The sequence below is a fragment of the Allobosea sp. 05T422_2 genome (assembly GCF_056396265.1).
Genome location: NZ_JBFTLD010000126.1, coordinates 1 through 18,180, shown reverse-complemented (window position 1 = coordinate 18,180; position 18,180 = coordinate 1). Strand labels below are relative to the sequence as shown.

General features: G+C 64.2%; 17 protein-coding genes and 1 pseudogene. 7 read left to right on the top strand and 11 right to left on the bottom strand.

Annotated elements, in window-relative coordinates; all coding sequences use genetic code 11:
• Positions 1-434 (top strand): type 2 periplasmic-binding domain-containing protein (locus AC1DJT_RS20830; RefSeq protein WP_476834776.1); only part of this gene is annotated, 434 nt, incomplete at its 5' end.
• Between the two features lie 110 nt (positions 435-544).
• On the opposite strand, the gene AC1DJT_RS20825 is transcribed toward AC1DJT_RS20830, so the two are convergent.
• The gene (locus AC1DJT_RS20825; protein ID WP_441488811.1) at positions 545-1,102 is read right to left on the bottom strand and encodes a peptidylprolyl isomerase; all 558 of its coding nucleotides are present in this window, start codon (positions 1,100-1,102) and stop codon (positions 545-547) included.
• A gap of 392 nt (positions 1,103-1,494) precedes the next feature.
• On the opposite strand from AC1DJT_RS20825, the gene gspG reads away from it, so the two are divergent.
• The 4 genes from gspG to AC1DJT_RS20805 are packed head-to-tail and all read left to right on the top strand — an operon-like array spanning position 1,495 to position 4,346.
• Entirely contained in the window at positions 1,495-2,154 is a 660-nt protein-coding gene (gene gspG, locus AC1DJT_RS20820; RefSeq protein ID WP_476834775.1) for a type II secretion system major pseudopilin GspG, read from the top strand.
• Positions 2,151-3,248 (top strand): PilN domain-containing protein, encoded by a 1,098-nt coding sequence (locus tag AC1DJT_RS20815; protein WP_476834774.1) that lies wholly within the window; start codon positions 2,151-2,153, stop codon positions 3,246-3,248. Before gspG ends, AC1DJT_RS20815 begins: the two co-directional genes overlap by 4 nt.
• A gap of 1 nt (position 3,249) precedes the next feature.
• On the top strand, positions 3,250-3,810 hold the full coding sequence (gene gspM, locus AC1DJT_RS20810) for a type II secretion system protein GspM (protein WP_441504839.1): 561 nt from the start codon (positions 3,250-3,252) through the stop codon (positions 3,808-3,810).
• Complete coding sequence (locus AC1DJT_RS20805) at positions 3,795-4,346, top strand: hypothetical protein (RefSeq protein WP_441504840.1); 552 nt, start codon at positions 3,795-3,797, stop codon at positions 4,344-4,346. Before gspM ends, AC1DJT_RS20805 begins: the two co-directional genes overlap by 16 nt.
• A 56-nt stretch (positions 4,347-4,402) precedes the next feature.
• On the opposite strand, the gene AC1DJT_RS20800 is transcribed toward AC1DJT_RS20805, so the two are convergent.
• From AC1DJT_RS20800 to gspD, 10 genes are all read right to left on the bottom strand, one after another.
• The gene (locus tag AC1DJT_RS20800) at positions 4,403-4,924 is read right to left on the bottom strand and encodes a prepilin peptidase (RefSeq protein WP_441488816.1); all 522 of its coding nucleotides are present in this window, start codon (positions 4,922-4,924) and stop codon (positions 4,403-4,405) included.
• Between the two features lie 24 nt (positions 4,925-4,948).
• Positions 4,949-5,815, bottom strand: a complete 867-nt coding sequence (locus tag AC1DJT_RS20795) for a hypothetical protein (protein WP_441488817.1) — start codon at positions 5,813-5,815, stop codon at positions 4,949-4,951.
• A gap of 193 nt (positions 5,816-6,008) precedes the next feature.
• Positions 6,009-6,980 (bottom strand): SCO family protein, encoded by a 972-nt coding sequence (locus AC1DJT_RS20790; protein WP_441488818.1) that lies wholly within the window; start codon positions 6,978-6,980, stop codon positions 6,009-6,011.
• Positions 6,981-7,047: 67 nt separating this feature from the next.
• Positions 7,048-9,450 carry a multicopper oxidase domain-containing protein gene (locus AC1DJT_RS20785; RefSeq protein ID WP_441504841.1) on the bottom strand — a complete coding sequence of 801 codons (2,403 nt, stop codon included), beginning with the start codon at positions 9,448-9,450 and terminating at the stop codon, positions 7,048-7,050.
• A gap of 291 nt (positions 9,451-9,741) precedes the next feature.
• The gene (locus AC1DJT_RS20780) at positions 9,742-10,320 is read right to left on the bottom strand and encodes a hypothetical protein (protein WP_441504842.1); all 579 of its coding nucleotides are present in this window, start codon (positions 10,318-10,320) and stop codon (positions 9,742-9,744) included.
• A gap of 50 nt (positions 10,321-10,370) precedes the next feature.
• Complete coding sequence (locus tag AC1DJT_RS20775; protein ID WP_476834773.1) at positions 10,371-10,802, bottom strand: prepilin-type N-terminal cleavage/methylation domain-containing protein; 432 nt, start codon at positions 10,800-10,802, stop codon at positions 10,371-10,373.
• Positions 10,783-11,241, bottom strand: a complete 459-nt coding sequence (locus tag AC1DJT_RS20770; RefSeq protein WP_441488822.1) for a pilus assembly FimT family protein — start codon at positions 11,239-11,241, stop codon at positions 10,783-10,785. The genes AC1DJT_RS20775 and AC1DJT_RS20770 overlap by 20 nt, the downstream gene beginning before the upstream one ends.
• Positions 11,238-12,458: a type II secretion system F family protein gene (locus AC1DJT_RS20765; protein ID WP_476834772.1), complete on the bottom strand. Its 1,221-nt coding sequence runs from the start codon at positions 12,456-12,458 to the stop codon at positions 11,238-11,240. Before AC1DJT_RS20765 ends, AC1DJT_RS20770 begins: the two co-directional genes overlap by 4 nt.
• Positions 12,455-14,209, bottom strand: a complete 1,755-nt coding sequence (locus tag AC1DJT_RS20760; RefSeq protein WP_476834771.1) for a GspE/PulE family protein — start codon at positions 14,207-14,209, stop codon at positions 12,455-12,457. Before AC1DJT_RS20760 ends, AC1DJT_RS20765 begins: the two co-directional genes overlap by 4 nt.
• A 51-nt stretch (positions 14,210-14,260) precedes the next feature.
• Positions 14,261-16,534: a type II secretion system secretin GspD gene (gspD, locus tag AC1DJT_RS20755; RefSeq protein ID WP_476834770.1), complete on the bottom strand. Its 2,274-nt coding sequence runs from the start codon at positions 16,532-16,534 to the stop codon at positions 14,261-14,263.
• A 697-nt stretch (positions 16,535-17,231) separates the two neighbouring features.
• Between gspD and AC1DJT_RS20750 the strand changes: the two are divergent.
• A pseudogene (locus AC1DJT_RS20750) lies at positions 17,232-17,567 on the top strand (response regulator); the annotation flags it as partial.
• 142 nt (positions 17,568-17,709) lie between these two features.
• Complete coding sequence (locus AC1DJT_RS20745; protein ID WP_476770149.1) at positions 17,710-17,925, top strand: response regulator transcription factor; 216 nt, start codon at positions 17,710-17,712, stop codon at positions 17,923-17,925.
• Positions 17,926-18,180 lie beyond the last annotated feature (255 nt).

The following is an 18,180-nucleotide window of genomic DNA, read 5'->3' as shown; positions in this document are numbered from 1 at the left end:
CGCCTGAGGACCTCTGTGGCAAGAGCGTCGGCGCCAGCCGCTCGACTAACTGGCCCCGCCAGATCGGCGAGTGGAGCGAGGCCAATTGCGTCGCCAAGGGCAAGCCCGCGATCAACGTCGTCGGCACCGAGGGTTCGGTCGATGCGCGCACGCAGCTCAAGACGCAGCGCCTGCAGGGCGGTGTCCAGGGCAGCGAGACCATGAGCCACAACCAGAAGCTCGAGCCCAACACTTATGTCCCGCTCGGCACGCCCTTCACCCGTTCGCTGACCGGCATCCCCTTCCCGAAGACCGCCGAAGGCACGCAGCTGCGCGATGCGGTCAAGGGTGCGCTCGATCGTCTCCAAGCGAACGGCACCTATGACGCGCTGATCGCCAAATACGGCCTGCCCAGCAATGTGCTGAAGCCGATCGTGATGAACCAGGGCGAGTAAGCCCCATCAGCCCATGTCCGAGGCCTGCATGGTCAGGTCGGACAACAGTCCACGATCGCCCCGCGAACCCAGTTCGCGGGGCGATCTGCTTTGATGGCAGCATGCCGCGTTCAGGACTGTATCCGGCGCCGTGCGCGCAGGATCCGGATCGGCGTCTCCAGATATTCGACCGGCTCGGCCCGCGCGAAAATCCGCTGAATCGCGTCGCGCCCTGCGATCACCTTGCCGAAGGCCGCAAAGCCCGCCCTGTCCGGGTTGCGGCCGCCGCCTTCATCCAGTTCCGGCTGGTCGCCGACGCAGATGAAGAAGCCATGGCCGCCGGTGCCTGGCGCGAGCCGCGCCAGCGAGAGCGTGCCGTCGAGATGCCGCAGCCCGGTCACCGACGTCGGCTCATGCGGCACGGGCGGAAAGGGTGGCTCGCGCTCGTCGGCGGGCGCCGGCCAGCCCCATTGGATGACCTCGATCTTGTGTACCGTCGCTGGCGGCTGGTTGGCCAGCGTCACGATCCGATAGACCGAGGCATTGTCGAGGAGCCCGCCATCGACATAGGCGAGGAAATTCCGGGTGGTCAGGGGCGCGCGCGCCACGTCGATGGCGAGAAGGAACGCCCCCTCCGGCGTCTCGACCTCGACCTGTACGGGCGCGTCATCGAACATCTGACCTGCCATGGCTCTCTGCCCTGCTGAAATCCCGTCGAGCTGCGTGGGCGCGGCCAGACGACTCAATCCGGGCGCCAGTATCGCGCAGAGGCCTGTCCGCCGGAACCATTGGTCCCGCCGGGTTGGGCGGGCGCTTCATCCGACGTTTCTAGGGTGGCCACGAGGCGAGCTCGTCAGACCAAGGTCCGTTCCAAACCGCTGGCGAGGAGGGATATAATGGAGGACCACGGAAGGGAGCGCTCGACGTGATACGGCGCCTGTTCCTCAAGCATCGAACAGCCTCCGCCGGGCCTGGTCCCGGTGCATCGAGGCGTTTCCCCGGCCCGTGCGCCAGGTTGATCGTCGTGGCGGCGTCCCCGCCATAGACGTCCTCGGACCTGGCTTCGACTGCGGGGAATGGCATGACCAAGATGACAGACAGCATGCGTGCCACCATGCTCGCCAGCGCAGCGAAGCTGCGGCCTGGCTGGCGACCGGAAACGCAATCGGCAAGCATGCCGGCGGCGGTTCAGCTTGCGGGACGCGAGGATCAGCGGGAACCGCATCGCCTCAAGCCCCCGACATCGCAAGGCCTGCCGCACCAGTCATCGCGTGGCATGGTCGCGGCAACCCGCCATCAGCACAAGGGACGGAGCCAGGCCGGCTTCACCCTCGTCGAAGTGCTCGTCGTCCTTAGCATCATCGGCCTGGTCGTCGGCCTGATCGGCCCGCGTGTCGTGGGCTATCTCACCGATGCCAAGGTCTCGACCGCGCGTATCCAGGCGACGACGCTCTCGAACGCGGTGGAATTGTTCTTCATCGACAACGGCCGCTACCCGCTGGAACAGGAGGGTCTCCAGGCTCTGGTCGCCGCACCGTCGAATCTGCGAACCTGGAACGGCCCCTATCTCAAGGGCTCGACTGTTCCGCGCGACCCGTGGRGCAGGCCCTATGGCTATGCCGTGCAGAATGATGGGCGCGGTTTCGCGATCACCATTGCCGGCAATGACCGGCCGGGCGGAGGCGAGGACAGCCTGGCGCAAAGGCAGCTTTCCGCGACACGCGGGAACGTGACCCGATGACCGGCTCCCGTCGGCTGAGCTCAGGGATCGCCTCCCTCGCGGAGTTCTGGGCCAAGGAGCTACGGGCCTCTCTTCCCGATACGCTCCGCAGATGGGCCGCGCCCGACCGCTTCCTGCGGCTCGTCATCGTCCCTGCCGAGGAGCATGTCACCATCACGCTCTTTGCGCCGGATGGCCGGGAGCTGATTGCCGAGCGCGCGAACTGGGCGCAGTACAGCCGCAGCGTGCTCAACCGCTGCAAGGAGCAGGCGGCCTCCTTCGCACCCAGCAGCCGAATCCGGCTCGTGCTCTCGGCTCCTCAGGCCATCGCCCAGTCGCTCGTCATCCCGCGGCGCGCCCAGACGCGGGCCGAAGGCATCGTTCGGGAGCACATCGCGCGGAAAACACCGCTCAAGCCCGAGGACATCTTTGTCGGCTATGATCTGAGGGGAGCAGCCGCCGGGAAGCTCGAACTGCGCTATCTTCTGCTTCCCCGCGCGGTGCTCGATCAGATGCTGGCGCGCCTTGCCGCCGCTCCCTCCGAGATCGCGACGCTGGAGGGGCCCGCCTTCGAAGGCCTGCCCCCGGTATCCGTCCCATTTGYGCAGAAGCCACACACACCCTCCCCCTGGTTCAAGCGGATCGCCATCGCGCTCGTGCTGCTCACGGTGCTCGGCGCAGTAACCGGGTATCTCGTCCTCGCCTGGCGGCAGGCCCAGCTCCTGAAGAGCATGGAAGCGGAGATTGCCGAGATCTCGGGACCCGCCCAGCAGTCGACGGAAAGCCTCAGATCCGTCTTTGGGCTCGCCGACGACGTCTCGCGGCTGACAGCGCAGCGGAGCATACCTGGCATCGTCCAGGTCTGGGACGAGATGTCCCGCATCCTTCCCGATTCAACCTTCCTGACGGAACTCGAGATCACCGGCGCCAATCTGCGCGCGACCGGCTATTCCGATGCGGCTCCGGCCCTGATCAAACTGCTGGAGGAATCGCCGATCCTGCACAATGCGGCCCTTTCCGGGCCACTGGTCTTCGACCGGGCCACAGGCAAGGAGAACTTCTCGCTCCGCGCCACCCTGCGCAAGGCCCGTCTCCCAACCGAGGAGGGCAAATGAAATGTGGCGACAGATCAAGAGCTGGACCCGTTTCTCCGCCTTCATCGCCGCGAACGGATTGATCCTGGCGGGGATCTACCTGTTCGTGATCGACCCCGCGCTCCAGATCCTGAGGGTCCAGGAAACCCAGATCACCCAGAACGCCGTCATGATCGAGCATCTTGGCTCGGCTGTCGCGCGCAGGCAGTCGCTATCCGCGCTGCGCCCGGAGGATGTCGACGGGGCCAGGCGGCGCTTTCTCCAGGGTGACACCGAGAGCCTTTCGACGGCCGACCTGCTGACCCGGCTCCGCGAGGTCGCCGATCAGCACGCCGTGAGCTTCAATTCGGTGACGACCTTGCCGCCGCGCAACTGGTCCGGACATCGCATGATCGGAGCGAGGGTCGAGTTCACCGCAGCGACGCCGCGCGTGGCCGAGGTTCTGTCGAGCCTCGAAGACGGTCCCTCGTTTCTCTTCATCCGGAACGCGAAACTGACAGCACCGAGCGAGGCGGAGGCCAGCGACAACAAACTGGGCGTCACGATCGAGATCTATGGGGTGACGCGATGGTCAAAGGGCTGAGCATCGGCGGGGCTGGCCTCGCCAAGGCTGCAGGCTTCGCAGGACTCGCCGCAATGGCGGCCGTCGCCGTGAATTTCGGCTGGCGAAGCCTGGCGGACCCTATCGAGCCTCCGCCCGCTTCGGCGGTGACGAAGGCCGCATCAATCACGAGCGACGCCCTCGCTCCGCCGGCGGAAACGCCGCGCTATCAGCCCGACATGGTGAATGCGAGGCCGCTGTTCTCCTCCAGCAGGCGGCCACCGGCAAGCTTCGTCGCCAGGGCTCCCATGCCCGAGCCGGTCGCGAGCCCGGTCTTTGAGCCACCACCGAGCTATCTGATCGGTGGCGTCGTCGTCTCCTCGGGCTTGAGCAAGGCGCTGCTGCGCCGACAGCTGCGCGAAGCCGGGCGATGGTTCGCCCTGGGCGAAGCGACCGATGAGGGCTGGGTCGTCGCATCGATCAATCCGGAGATGGTGACGCTGGCCCGTGGAGCACGGCAGGTGACGCTGCCGCTCCATGCCCGCGCGCAGGGCCAGCCGGCCACGATGACGCGTTGAGCGCTCAGATGGACCGACCTTGCCGAAAACCGCAATCCACTTTTCGGGCCGATGCTTTAGCCGCCGTGCAACCGCCATAACCAGGCATCGATGGTCTCGGCCACCGATGCCCCGGTCAGGATTGCGAAGCCGGTGACAGACACGACACCCACCCCCAGGAACGGGCCGAAGGGCATTGGCTGCCGGGCGTCGAAGCTGGAATCGACGAGGCGGCGCGCCAGCAGGTAGAGCAAGGCCGAGAGCGAAGCCAGGACGAGCGCGATGGCGAGGCCTTCCATGCCGGTCCAGGTCCCTGCGGCGGCTGCGAACTTGACGTCGCCGAGCCCGAGGCCGTCATAGCCGCGATAGGCCCGAAAGGCCCGTTGCACGAGCCAGAGACCACCTCCCCCGAGCGCAGCCCCGGCGAACGCCGAGGCTGGACCGGTGACGCCGAGAAGGAAAGATGCCGCGATCCCGGATATGAAGATCGCCAGGTTGACCGGATCGGGAATGATCATCTGCCGGAGATCGACCGCGGCCGCGTAGCAGATCAGCCCGACGAGAACCGCGAGTGCCGCGAGGTGAGCGAGATCCGGCATGCGCAGGCCCTTACGGACGATGTTTCAGCATGGCGGCAACCGCCCGCCAGCGTCGGTATCCGAACGCGCCGCCCCTTCACGCCATTCGCGGATACGATAGCCCGTGGGCAGGTCCTGCGAGATTTCGACGATGGCGTCGCGCGCAAAGCGCACGCCGGAGCCGGTCAGCGCTTCGCTCCCGATCAGGAAAGCCCTGCCTGCCGTTTCGGAGATGTAGAGGGCCGGCAGATCCCGTCGCGCCACCTCCCGCGACAAGGCGGCGCCCCCCGGCGCCAGGGCCACGAGCAATTGCAGCGGTGCGACGGTGGGGTCGAAGCCGGTGCTGCCGGAATTGACCGTCATCAAGGGAAGCAGCGCCCGGAACAGATCGCGGCTCATACCGGGGATCTGATTGAGCTCGAACACGGACTTCAACGCCCGCACCGAGGACGAACTCCCTGATGCYGCGCTGCCAGTGTCTTGCGAGAGCTCGCGCAACCCCCTGATGTTCCGCACGATCATGGCTGCCGCCTCGCCGTTGGCATTCACGCCGCGGATGAGCGCATCGACCAGTTCCATGTTTGCGGTGTTGAAATCGACCTTGCCGCCCTCGTCCGCGACGGAAATCGCCAATGTCCAGCCGTCGCCCAAGCTGCAGCCCACAGGCGTCCCGTCAGAACCGAAGCGGCCGCTGCGAGCCTTGCCCTGCGAGGTGCCGGAGAGAAGATCGAGAATCGCGATCTTGATGCCGATATTCGCCATGGCCTCGGCGCGGGCATGCTGCGACAGRCTCGCGGCCTCGATGGCGCGATAGCGCGCCGCCACGATGTAGGTCATGAACAGCAGGCCAAGGATCCCGGTCGCCCAGATCACGACGAGCAGCGCAAAACCGCTGTCGCTGCGGCTTTCCACGCAGTCCGCTGGCCTCGGGCTTCCCGCAGGCCGGCTATGGAGATAGCAGCCCGGCCGTGCTCTCATCATCTGCCGCCCGAATCCAAGGCAAGGACCCAGGGACTGTGGCGCTGCCCTCGGGAAATGTCATTCCCAAAGCGAGAATGGTGGTTGCCGGCCATCGGCAGGCAACCACCGGCACGCAGGATGCAGGTCAGTGACGATGCCCCGCAGGGGGGGCCTTCTTGTTCGACGCAGAGACATAGGACATGGCGTCGACATAGGCGATCAGATCCGCCGCATCATTCTTCGACAGTCCCAGCGTCGGCATGCGGATCTTGTAGGCTCCCGCCAGCTCGAGCGCGATCGGGTCCTTCTTCGCCCGCATCTGGTCAGGCTCCATCAGGTAGCTCACGATCCAGTCGCGATCCCGCCGCGCAGTGAGCGCTTGGAGATCGGGGCCGACGCGCTTGCCGCTGCCGATGGTATGGCATGCGGCGCAGGCCTTGATGAACAGGGCTTGGCCAGGCAATCCCGTCGAGGTCGCCGCAATGGGACGCTCGCCGCGCGCGGCAACACCATCTGTTGCGACGGTCTCGGCTTTCCCCATCTGGTTGCGCCAATCTGGATCCATAGACTTGATCGTCATGGCGAGCGTGTTGAGGTCGCTGAAGGCCGAATCCTTGGCCCACTCGCCGGTCACGTCGTTGCCCAGCATGATATCGCTGCGATGTTCGAACACCTTGCGGCTCCGCTCGCCAAGCTTGTGCCGGAGCACGGTGATGTCCGCGGCATTGCCGGTGAGGAAGACCCATCCTGGTCCGGTCTGGAACACCTCCGCATAATTCTTGAGCTTGTCGGGGGTGTCGACTTCCGGCTCGATGCTGATCGAGACGAAGAAGATGCGGCTGCCCACGAGATCGCCGAGCTTGTCCTTCACCTGCGCCAGGCGCGCCGTCATCACAGGGCAGATGTCTCGACAGGTCGTGTAGATGAAGCTGACGACGACGATCTTGTCCTTGATCACGTCATCGTAGAATCGCAGAGTCTTGCCGTCCTGCGTGATGACGGGGACGTTGGGCAGGTACCCTGGCCCCCAGGGCGAGCCACCAGGGGCCGCGATGCTGCCGCCGACACTTCCAAACAGTGCGAGTATGGCGCTGATCGCAAAAAGTCGTCTGAGCATGAACGGCCCCTTTAGTAACGAATGCGGTCTCGACTTCGGCCCACCTTCTCGGGGCGCAGACGCCCGCTCAGGTCTTGGAAGCGACTTTCACCACCCTGGGATCGCCCTCAGGCAGAATTTCGGGCTGCTTCCAGACGACGCCATTGGGTGTCGGGATCGGCGTCATCGTCGGCACATATTGCGGCTGCCCCTTGTAGTTGGGGTCGCCTGGCGGCGGGGTGAGCAGCTGGTAGCGCAGCAGCATCGCGAAATCCTCGTGAACCGTGTTGTGGCAATGGTTCACATAGGCGCCGCCGAACTCACCGAAGCGCACCTGGAATTTCACCCTCCCCGAAGGACGCAGACGCCAGACATCCTTGCGTACCAACCGCTCCGTATCTGGAATGGAGAGGTTTCCACGATCCATGGTGACCCCCTCCTCGAAGTGGAGGTGGATGGGATGGTCCCACCCCCCGCCACCATTGACGAGCGTCCAGTGCTCAACCTCGCCCGGCTTAGGGATCAGGACCGAGATACGATTGGCGTTGAGCGAGTGCGCCGACTGGCCGTTGACCTTGATACTCCAGGGGAAGGCCTTGGTGTCTCCGCAATCGGGTGTGCACTGCCCGTCCGCCCCGAGTGAATCGCCATCCCCCGACCTGCCAAACTCGATCACCCGCTCGCGAACGGGCGCGACGATCGGAATCTGGGTGGTCAGGGTCTTGACCCCAGTTCTCCACTCGGGATCGGCAAAGTTGGCGCTGCGATCCTTGTCGATCGGATTATTGGCATTGTAGACCTTGCCGGGATTGTCGACGCTCTGGACCTGGCTGACGACCCTGAATTCGAGGATTGGACCAACGCAGGGGTCGTCATCCCTGCCTTTGAAGGCCTTGTCCATGGAGACGGCGCCCTTGGGCTTGCGCCCGTCGGTCTGCTCCAGCAGATTCACCAGAAAGACGCTGTCGCCCGGCGCAAAGGCCGAGAAATCGACAACGATGTCGTAGCGCTCCGCAACGCCCTGCTCGTCCAGTTCGGTGAGCAGAATCGGGTTGACCACCAGGTTGCCGTCATTGGCGATGAAGTAGAACGGCACCTTCGTGCCTTGYGAGAACCGCGCGCTTTTGTTCACGCCCAGAGCGAGCTTGATGAAGCGCGACATGGACGCATTCAAGAAGCGGAAGCGGTAGCGCCGCGGCAGCACCTCGAAATGCGGATAATAGGTGCCGTTGACGCAGAGCATGTCGCCAAGGAAGCCGTCGGTGTCGAAGATGTCGAACCGACACTGGCCATCGGTGTCGAAGGCCGGGTTCGAAATGACCATGTTAACGTCGAAGTCGAGATTGCCCCATTTCAGCTGCGTGCCGCTCGGCAATCGAAGATTGATGCCGTCGTCGAGATCCTCCCGCCCGCGGTCGGGCCCGCTGTAGAAATTGCAGACCGCGAACATGCCCTTGTGGACGTTCTCGGCGGTGAAGAAGAAGCGGTGATCGTGGAACCAGAGGCTGCCCTGGATTTCCCGGAAATCTCCGGGAACGGGGACGAGACCATCGCCGTCGTCGGGGCCGGAGCATTTGCGAACATAGTCGCGGTCGCCCGTCGGCCAGAGGCTCGGCATGTCGCGCCGGGCCATGGTTATTCCCCAGTGATAGTCATAGAAAGTGCCGGGGAAGTGGAAGGCGTTGCAGGCGCCATCGCTCTCGGCGCCATTATGCGCGTTGTGGAAATGGATCGAGACCTCGTTCCGGCCAAAGCCGCCATTCGCCGCCCGGTCGACCGGGAGATCATTGTACATCCGGGTGAGGACCGGTTCGCCATAGCGCGCCTTGATCAGGATCGGCATGCCGAGACCGTTGCGTGTGCCGGCCATATTGCCTGCCTGTCCTGGCTGCCGAGGGCCAAAGCTCCACATCGCGTTCGGGTTCTGGTCGGGCATGCCATCGCAGAACCTGTTGCCCACTCGAGCCTGCCCTAGCGACAGCAGATAGCCCTGCTTCGGATAGAGTTCCTCCCAGCGCTGATGGGCGAAGAACTCGCCTGGCGGACGCCCTTCCATGGGCCCGACTCCGGTCACCGGATTGCGGTAGGCAGCGCCACGGGAATTGCTGAAATCGGTGTGATACGAGAAATTCTTGGCAGGCGGCTCCTGGCCTCCTGAGGCGAACTGCCAGGCGGCATCGCCATTGGGCATACGCAGAAGCGGCACAGGCTTCTGGACTTCGGGCCGCCGCATGGCGTCGTGATACCTGACCGCGCCAAAGGTGGGGCTGCGTGGCGCCCCGGTCGGGACCTGGGCATAGGCGCTCTTGGCGAAGGGACTGAGCCCGTTTTTCGCTACCAGCAACCCGCCGGCGGTGAAAAAGCCCCAGCGCAGCAGGTCGCGTTTGGTGATTTCGCCCAGCGAGAGGGCTTTGACGATCTCGAGCCGGTTCTCGAGGGCTCGCTGAGCTTCTCTCAACCGGATGCCAGTGGTTTCGCGTGGAAGATACACGACCGCCTCCCCCGAGCTGAAAACGTGCAAAATATCGCAGGAATTCTAGTTTTCAGGAGGAAGCAACTGAAGGGGCGAAGGTCGGTCCGCGCATGGAACCAAAGTCCGTGACCTTGGTCGTAGTCCCCTCTTCTCTCGCGTAAATGCTATCACAGCGAGACGGTTCTACAGAACCGTCAGATTGCAAAACCGCTCACGACGCAGAATTAAATCAAAAAAATAAAAATAAGACCTACAACACATATGAATATCGCAACAAGTTCTTTCGATAATAATACAAATACAATTATATCACTCTGTAAGAATAGGAAAATTTAGCTCAAAATCTTCAAACCTACGCTCGACGATAACCCTGACACGTAGGCTGACAAGACGCGGCAGCCGCTCGGAATTTCTCCATTCATCATGCCAACGCCCGGGGGAACCCTCTTCCCGCGAGCCGAAATAGCTGAATGTTGCCGAAGCCACGCCGCGTGCAAGGACCTCTCCCGTGTTCTGGGCCGACAACGCGCCGGCACCAATCGACATGAGCGATGAGCCGAAAACCAGGGCGCCGGCGCCCTGGGCACCTGTGTTCTCACTCGCAATCGTGATCGCAAGTATTCCCCCTGGCTGTGCGTCTCCGTTGCTCAAGGTGACGAAAGACACCCTGTCGGCGAGACCTTCGAACATCACCAGCGGCCGCTCCGTCGCACGCGGCTGAATGAGGGGCAGCGCACCGGCCAGCCAGCCGGAGATTGCGGCAGCCCCGATGGCGATCTCGGCGCCGCGGTCGCGCAGCCGCCCAGCCTCGGCGACCCTGCTCGCAAAACCCAGCATCAGGGCAAAGAGCCCGAGCGTCAGGGAGAGCAGGATCAGCCCGACCAGCACCTCGAGAAGGATGAAGCCACCGGTCCGGGCTCCGGAAGGTGTGCTTCTCATCATGGCCCTGACCTTGGCGCGATTTCGAGGGACGACAAGGTCACCGAGCGAGTGCCATTGCTGGCGGGGTCGGAGACTGTAACATCGACCCACAGGCTCTCGACCTGCCGGTTCTCGCCCAGCCTGACCGAGCCGTAGCTGCGCACGACGGCGMGCCATTCATAACCATTGTCGAACCTCGCAGCCGTCGCTCCCGGCCTCAAGGGGAAGTCCTGTCCGGCCGACGCCAATTTGCTCTTGGCGAGCAGCGTCGCGAAAGTGAGGAAGCTCGCCTGACGGTCGCCACGCATCGCGACGGCAAACGCCGTCAGGAGGGCGGCCAGGACGACCACCAGGATCGCGAAGGCGACCAGGAACTCGAGCAGCGTATAGCCGGCCTCGCCGCCGCCGCTCAGGCCCCTGCGCCTGGCGCTATTGATCGAGCGTGACATGGCCGGTGGCCCAACTGACCCGCACGCGCGCGGCGACCTGGCTCAGCTGCAAATGGATGTCGCCGCCGGTCGAACGCCCGCTCGGCAGAAAGCGGATACCGCCGACACTGGAGGAGCGGCGCTCCGCCTCGGCCAGCGCCATGTCGATGCTGGTATGGGGCGCCATCTGCGTTTCCCCGATCACGGGTGAGGCGTAGATACGCCGGTCCGCATCGATCAGGAAGAGCATGTCCCGGCTCTGCGCCATGGCGGCAGCGCGCGTGACCCGGAGTGCAGCCGCCAGGCGGGTCGCGTCAGCCGTCACCTGTGCCTGCGACGGCGTACGCCTGAGCAGAGGCGCCGCCATGGTCACCGCAAGGCTCAGGATGGCGATGCAGATCAGCACCTCGATGAGCGTGAAGCCCGCATTGGCAGGGATGGCGCGCCGTGTCCTGGTCATCGCAATGCCAGTTCATTGATCGAGAGCACGGCTCCCATCACCGAAAAGATGATGACCGCGATCATGCCTGCAACGAAAATCGTGATGACCGGGGTCAGCGCCGCGAGCGCGCGGGAGGTCCGGACCTGTTCCTGGCGCTCGAGGATCACGGCCGCGCRCAGCAGCATGTCCTGCAAACGGCCGCTTTCTTCGCCGACCGTGATCATCTGCTGAGCTACAGAGGGCAGCGCCTCGGCTGCCGAGACCGCCTCGCCGATGCTGACGCCTGCCCGAACATCCGTGACGGCCCGGTCAAGCCGCTCGCGCGTATGCTGGTTCCTGACGAGGGGACAGGAGGCCTGAAGCGCCTGCAGCGGCGGGACACCGGCCTTGACCAGGGTCGCAAGCGTGCGCATGAAGCGCCCCGCCTCGCGGAGTTCCGCAATGCGCCCGATGACGGGGAGAGACAGGTAGAGTCTGTCCAGCTTGATCCGAAGCGCAGTACTCCGCCGGGCCGCGAGGATGCCCAACCCACCGATGACCAGTATCGCGGCGGCAAGGCCCAGGATCCACGCCCCGTTCTGCCGAACCGCTTCCATGGCCGCCAGGACCGTGGGTAGCGGCATGCCGTTCTCCAGGAAGAGCGGCGTCACCGCCGGGACCAGCAATCCCAGAACGATCGAGATCGACACCGCGGCAAGGCAGACCAGGAGGGCCGGATAGGCCATGGCGGAGCGAATCCGGCTCCTGATCTCGACCCGCCGGTCAAGCAGTTCGGCCAGTTCCTGCATGGCGCCGCCGAGATCGGCGCCGACATCGCCCGCCTGAACGATGCGGATATATTCGGGCCGGAAGCGGCCCGGCATTCCCTCCATGATCTCCGCAAGCATCGAGCCCTGCTGAACCCCTTCCATCAACTGAAGCGCGAGGGCCCGCATCCGCGGCTCTTCCGTGGTCGTCGAGGCGATGCGCAAGACGGTGTCGAGCGGCAAGCCGGCCTGCAGGAGCACAGCAAGATCGCGAGCCAGGCGCGCGAGTTGCGCGTCGTTGACCCGCCGCGAGCCGCGCTCCAGGCTGATCTCGCGAAACAGGAAATCCCCTCCCCCCGAGGCCCGAACCTCGTAGGGGGTGACACCGCGAGCGCGAATGATGTCTCGCGCCTCGTCGGTCGACGCGGCTTCGACATCATCCTCGATGAGGTTTCCCGCCCCATCGAATGCCTCGAAGTGGAACCTCATGGCTGCTCCACCGTCAGCGCGGTCGTCACGCGCAGCACTTCCTCGACCGTCGTCAGACCCCGCCAGGCCTTGGCGACGCCGTCCTCATACATCGATCCGCCGCCAGCCCTGCGCGCCATGCGTTCGATCTCGATCGCGGGCAGGCGCTGCAGGATCGCCCGCTGCACGCTATCGTCGACGACCAGCAGCTCCGCGATCGACAGCTGGCCGCGGAACCCGCTGAAGCCGCATTTCTCGCAGCCATGGGGCCGCAGCAGTTTCGCGGGGCCGAGTTGGCGAAGTGCCGGAACCGTTTCAGTCAGCTGCTCCGAGATCTCGTGCGCGACCTCGTGCGGCTCTGCGCAGGAGGTGCACAAGCGCCGCACCAGCCGCTGGGCCAYGATCCCGCGCAAGGTCGAGCCGAGCAGGAAATGCTCGATCCCCATGTCGATCAGGCGCGTCACCGTCTCGGCGGCGCTGTTGGTGTGCAAGGTCGAGAAGACGAGATGGCCGGTCAGCGACGCCTGCACCGCGATCCGGGCGGTCTCCGTGTCACGGATCTCGCCGATCATGATCATGTTGGGGTGATGCCGCAGGATAGCCCGCAGGCAGGCCGGGAAATCGAGGTTGATGGTCTGCTGGACCTGCACCTGGCTGATGCCCGCGAGCTGATATTCGATCGGGTCCTCGACGGTGAAGATCTTCACCGTCGGGCGATTGACGTGTTTCAGCATGGTGTAGAGCGTCGTCGTCTTGCCGCTGCCGGTCGGCCCCGTGAGGAGGATGATCCCGTTCGGCTGCTCCATGACCTTGTGCAGCACCGCGATCTGTGCCGGCTCGAAGCCGAGGCTCGAAAAGTCGAGTTTGACCCGGCTGCGGTCGAGCACGCGCATCGTGACCGTCTCACCGTCGATGGTGGGGATGGTGGCGACGCGGAAATCGATATCATTGCCGCGGATCGCGAGCTTGATGCGCCCGTCCTGCGGCAGGCGGCGCTCGGCAATGTCGAGCCTCGCCAGGATCTTGATGCGCGAGATGACGGCGGCCCGCAGCCGCGCGGGCACCTCTTCGGTGACGCGCAGCATCCCGTCGATCCGGTACCGGACGGAGAGCCCGTTCCCGATCGGTTCGACATAGATATCCGAGGCGCGGGCATCGACCGCAGCGGAAATGATCTGGTTGACAAGGCGGATCACCGGCGCCTCGCTGGCGCTGTCTCGCAACCGCTGCAGGTCGTGTTCGCTGGGATCCTCGCCCGCGTGAACAGGTGTCGCCAGCGCTTCGGCAGCGCTCATCTCGCCATAGAGTACCGCTGCGAGCCGCTCGAACTCGGCAAGCGTGATGACTTCGTGGCGGATCGCGTGGTCGACGACGAAGCGCACCGAATCCAGCGGCATCTGGTCTAGCGGATCGACGACGGCGAGCGTCAGCGTACCCGCCTCCAGCCGGATCGGCAGAATCCGGTTCTGGATCACGAAGGAGGGCGGCAGTTTCTCGGTGAGAAGCGGCTGCAGGCTCTCGTCACCAGGCGCGTAGAGCGGGAGCCCGAGATAGCGTGCGAGGCTGAGCGCGAGATCCGCTTCGGACATGATGCCGAGTTTGGCCAGAACGAGGTCGAAGCGATCTCCGGCGGTCGCCGCGGCGCGTTGAGCGCGGCCTATCGATGTCGCATCCAGAAGGCCCTGCGACAGCAGGAAGGCTCCGAATTTCTCCGAAAACGATCGGCTATGCGGATCGTTTTCTGCCAGTGCGGTTCGAGCGTGCTCGGTCATGCTCCCTCCATCGGAAGCCCAGTGCCGGAGATCGCCCTGATGATCTCCGTATCATCGTAGCACGCGCTTGGCGTTCTGGATCACGACGCGGCCGGGATCGCGCGTCGGGGCAAAGGCCTCGACCTTGCGCCGGTATTCGTCGGTGACCGCCTTCGCCTCGTTCAGGTCCCGCACGACACGCGGCGTCAGCATGATGACGAGTTCGGTCTTCTCGACCTGATCCCGCTTGTCCTTGAACGCATTGCCGAGCAGCGGGATGTCGCCAAGGACCGGAACCTGCGTCGCCACCCGCGATGTCCTGTCCTGGATCAGGCCGCCCAGCGTGATGCCCTCGCCATCATTGACGACAACGGTGGTGCGCACCCGCCGGCGCCCGAATGTGGGCGAGTCGATGCCGGAGGTGGTTGTTCTTTGCACGGTCGAGACCTCCTGCTCGATATCGAGCAGGACGCGGCCCGATTCATTGATCCGCGGGGTTATGTTGAGGATCACGCCCGTGTCCTTGTAGGAGACCGAGTTCACGACCGGAGCGCCGGGCGTCAGCACGCTCACCGCAGACTGGGTCGTGATCGGCACCTGATCGCCGATCTGCAGGGTCGCGGTCTTCTTGTCGACGACCATGAGACTCGGCGAAGCGAGAACGTTGACCCGCCCGACCTCGGCGAGCGCATTGATCGTGACGTTGGCCTGGGCTGCCCTGAAAACGTAGGAKAAGCCCGGGAACGCGGCGCTGATGGCCCCGTCGATCGCGTTGGTGAAGGTTCCCGTCTGATTGCCGCGCTGGTTCTGCAAGAACCAGCGGACGCCGAATTTGAGGTCGTCGTTCAGCGTCACCTCGGCGATCGTCGCCTCGATCAGGACCTGATTGGGAACGATGTCGAGATTGGCGATGACCCGGGCCACCCGCTTGAAGTCTTCCTGGGAGGCGAGGATGAGAAGCGCATTCTGCGCCGGGTCGGCCACGACCTTGATCCGCGGCTCGCCGCCCGGCCCACCCGCTCCGAACCCCGTCGCGGCCGTTTCGGAGGCAGCGCCATTCTCCTGGCCTCCCGTGGCCAGGGTCGCACCGCCGATGGGCAGGCCCGAGAACATGTCGAAGCTGCGGCGTGCTGCGCCGCCCCCGAAAGCGCCTGCGAATCGGTCACCGCCCGAGCCGCCACCCGAGAATCCCGTGGCCTGGGCCAGCTGGCCCGGCACGCCCGCGGCATCCGGCTCGGAGCTGCGCACCCTCTGCCCGCCGCGTCTGCCTGCATCTCCGCCGCCTGTAACCTCATTGGCGAAGATCGAATTCAGGACCTCCACGAGTTCCTTGGCCTGCCGGTTGCGGAGCACGTAGCTGTGGATTTCCCGCTGTGGCCCGGCGGCCTGATCGTCGAGGCGGCGAACCCATTGCTGGGCCTCACGCAGATATTGCGGCTGCCTCGCTATGATCAGGATGGACTTGAGCTTCGCGTTCGGCACCAGTTGGACCATGCCGCTCATCGCGCCTTCGGCATTCGATGAGAAGATGCGGTTGACCCCATCGACAATGGCATCGGGTTCTCCGCCTCGCACTKGGACGAGCGCGAACGACATACCCTTCATGGCGTTGACGTCGAACACTGAAATGGCCTCCTCGATGGAGTTCATTTCCTGGGCCGTGCCCGAGATCAGCAGCGCATTGCGGGATGTGTCGACCCGCACCACTCCGCCGAACGACACGATCGGCTCGAGGATGCGCTTCATTTCCGTCGCCGCGATGTACCTCATCGGCACCACCTTGACCGAGTTCCCGATCTGTTGGCCGCCGCTATCCGATCCGCCGAGTCTCGCCCCCATCGCCGCTTGATCGGCCGTCACCACCCGATAGATGTTGCCGTTCTGAACGATCGCGGCGCCGACGGTCCGCAGGGACGCCTCGAAGAGTTCAGCGATGCCGGCACTGTCGACCGGCCTCGTCGTCTGAATCGTGATCCGGCCCTCGATCTTCGGATCGACGGTGAAGCTGGTCTTGAAGATATCACCCAACACGGCCTTCGCGCCTTCGGTCACCGAGGCATCGACGAGATTGAGTGTATAAGTCTGCCCCCCGGACGCCCGCGGAAGAGCGCTCGGCATCCGCGACTGGTCGGGATTGCCGGTGAACTCTCCCCCCGAAAAGACCTTGGCGGCCTGCGCCGGCCCGGCGCCACTCGGGTCCGGCAGGCTCGCATAGGGTCCGAAGGGGCGCCTTTTGCCGTCATCGTCGACCGAACGCGTCGAGTGAGTGGCGTTGACCTGCTTCTCGAAGGAGACGATTCCGGATTCCTGGCAGGCGCTCAACAGCAGCGCCCCAAGCAGAGCCAACGCAATGCATCTGGGGCTTTTAGAGAGGGGCGGCTTCCTGCCATCTACGGATGTACGAGCCATGTCCCGCCAACTACTGATAATGAGGTAGGCAACGCTTTGCTGGTACGCCTCGCGAGTTTGGCGAACGATTCGTTCGATTCCAATTAAATTCGATCGGGCGTGATCTTATTCCTTGGATAATAAGCGTCTGCGCAACAGTGCCCCCGAGCCGTATTCATGGGCTCTTCGGCCGATTTCCCTGCAGGCAACGCACGCCAAGCACGCGAAGACAAATATGAGACAGTAACCGGGAATCCGCAGTAGAAGAGATGACCGGACGAAACCTCGGCTCGCCGACGCATTGGCAACTCCGACGGCCGGACTGGACTGCAGCCGCGACGGCAGGCTTGCATCGGCTTCTGCAGGATGAAACGTCGCTTCGTGGGGCCTCTGCCACGTGGTACTCTGCAGGCTGGTCATGCAGATGGGCGCGTGCAGGGCCAGATTGCGGAGCAAACTCCTTGAGAGACCGCCCTTCGCCGCCAATCCTCCCAACAACAAGACGGCGTGAAATTCAGCTCCGCGCTTCGATCATTCGAACGATCATGCGCAGAGACGCCCATTCATTCGCCCCCCAAAATCCAGACAAAATTCTCAACACTCAAATATTCATAGACACAAAAATTGATTTCTCCGCAGCCTCAGGGGAACATCAATGGCCGAATACAGAATATCCATCATAGACAACCACCCTCTTCTCCTGGAGGGCATGGCTGCGCTCGTCCGGCGCAAACCCGGCCTGACATTGAGCGCGATGGGCTCCACTGTCGGGCACATCCGCTCCATCGCCACCGATCACCGCCCCGATGCGATGATCCTCGACTTCAATATGCCCGGAGACGCCTTCCGCGCGCTTCTGGAAGTTCTCTCGGGCTGGCCAGCAATGAAGGTCCTGGTCTTCACCGCCTCGAGCGATACCAATCTCGCCATCGCGCTTCTTGATGCGGGTGTCAGCGGCTTCGTGCTGAAATCAAGCTCGACGGATGAACTCTGTACGGCGATCGATGCAATACGCCGCGACGAGGTGTTCATTTCCCCCTCATTCGCAGCCCGGATCATCGGCGCCCTGAAACACAAGCCCGCCAACACGCGACCGGCGCCCATGCCGAACTTTCCGTGCCCGGGAACATCAGATCGTCAGGCTGCTTTCCAGCGGCAAGCGAAACAGGGAGATCGCAAGCGCCCTGTCGCTGAGCGAAAGGACCGTGAAGGGCTACATGACGCTGCTGATGCAAAAGCTCCGCGCCCGCAATCGCCTGGAGGCCGTCATTGCCGTGCAAGGTCTCAGCCAAGCAGCTACACTGCGTGGCGATATCGAGAATGACACCCTGTCAGGGCCGTTCGGTTAGAAGCAGGCTTGGCAAGGCGCCTTGCCCTGATGGGATCGTGGCCACGGGCCACGCCTGTCTGAAGCATTGCCACGCCCCTCCCCTCGTGTCGGCTCCGTTTCACCTCTCCTTGAAGATCCTGTTGGCGTGGTCTGCGAAGGGTTTCGTCAGGAACGAGAGCGCGGTGCGTTCCTCGGTGGTGATGAAGACCTCGACCGGCATTCCGGGCTGGAGCTTGCGGTCGCCGAGGGCAGCGACCAGATCGCCGTCGATCTG

Coding starts and splice junctions, on each gene's coding strand:
- AC1DJT_RS20770 (WP_441488822.1), bottom strand. CDS start 11,241: ATGACCAGGACACGGCGCGCCATCCCTGCCAATGCGGGCTTCACGCTC.
- AC1DJT_RS20800 (WP_441488816.1), bottom strand. CDS start 4,924: ATGCCGGATCTCGCTCACCTCGCGGCACTCGCGGTTCTCGTCGGGCTG.
- AC1DJT_RS20790 (WP_441488818.1), bottom strand. CDS start 6,980: ATGCTCAGACGACTTTTTGCGATCAGCGCCATACTCGCACTGTTTGGA.
- gspM (WP_441504839.1), top strand. CDS start 3,250: ATGTGGCGACAGATCAAGAGCTGGACCCGTTTCTCCGCCTTCATCGCC.
- AC1DJT_RS20805 (WP_441504840.1), top strand. CDS start 3,795: ATGGTCAAAGGGCTGAGCATCGGCGGGGCTGGCCTCGCCAAGGCTGCA.
- AC1DJT_RS20825 (WP_441488811.1), bottom strand. CDS start 1,102: ATGGCAGGTCAGATGTTCGATGACGCGCCCGTACAGGTCGAGGTCGAG.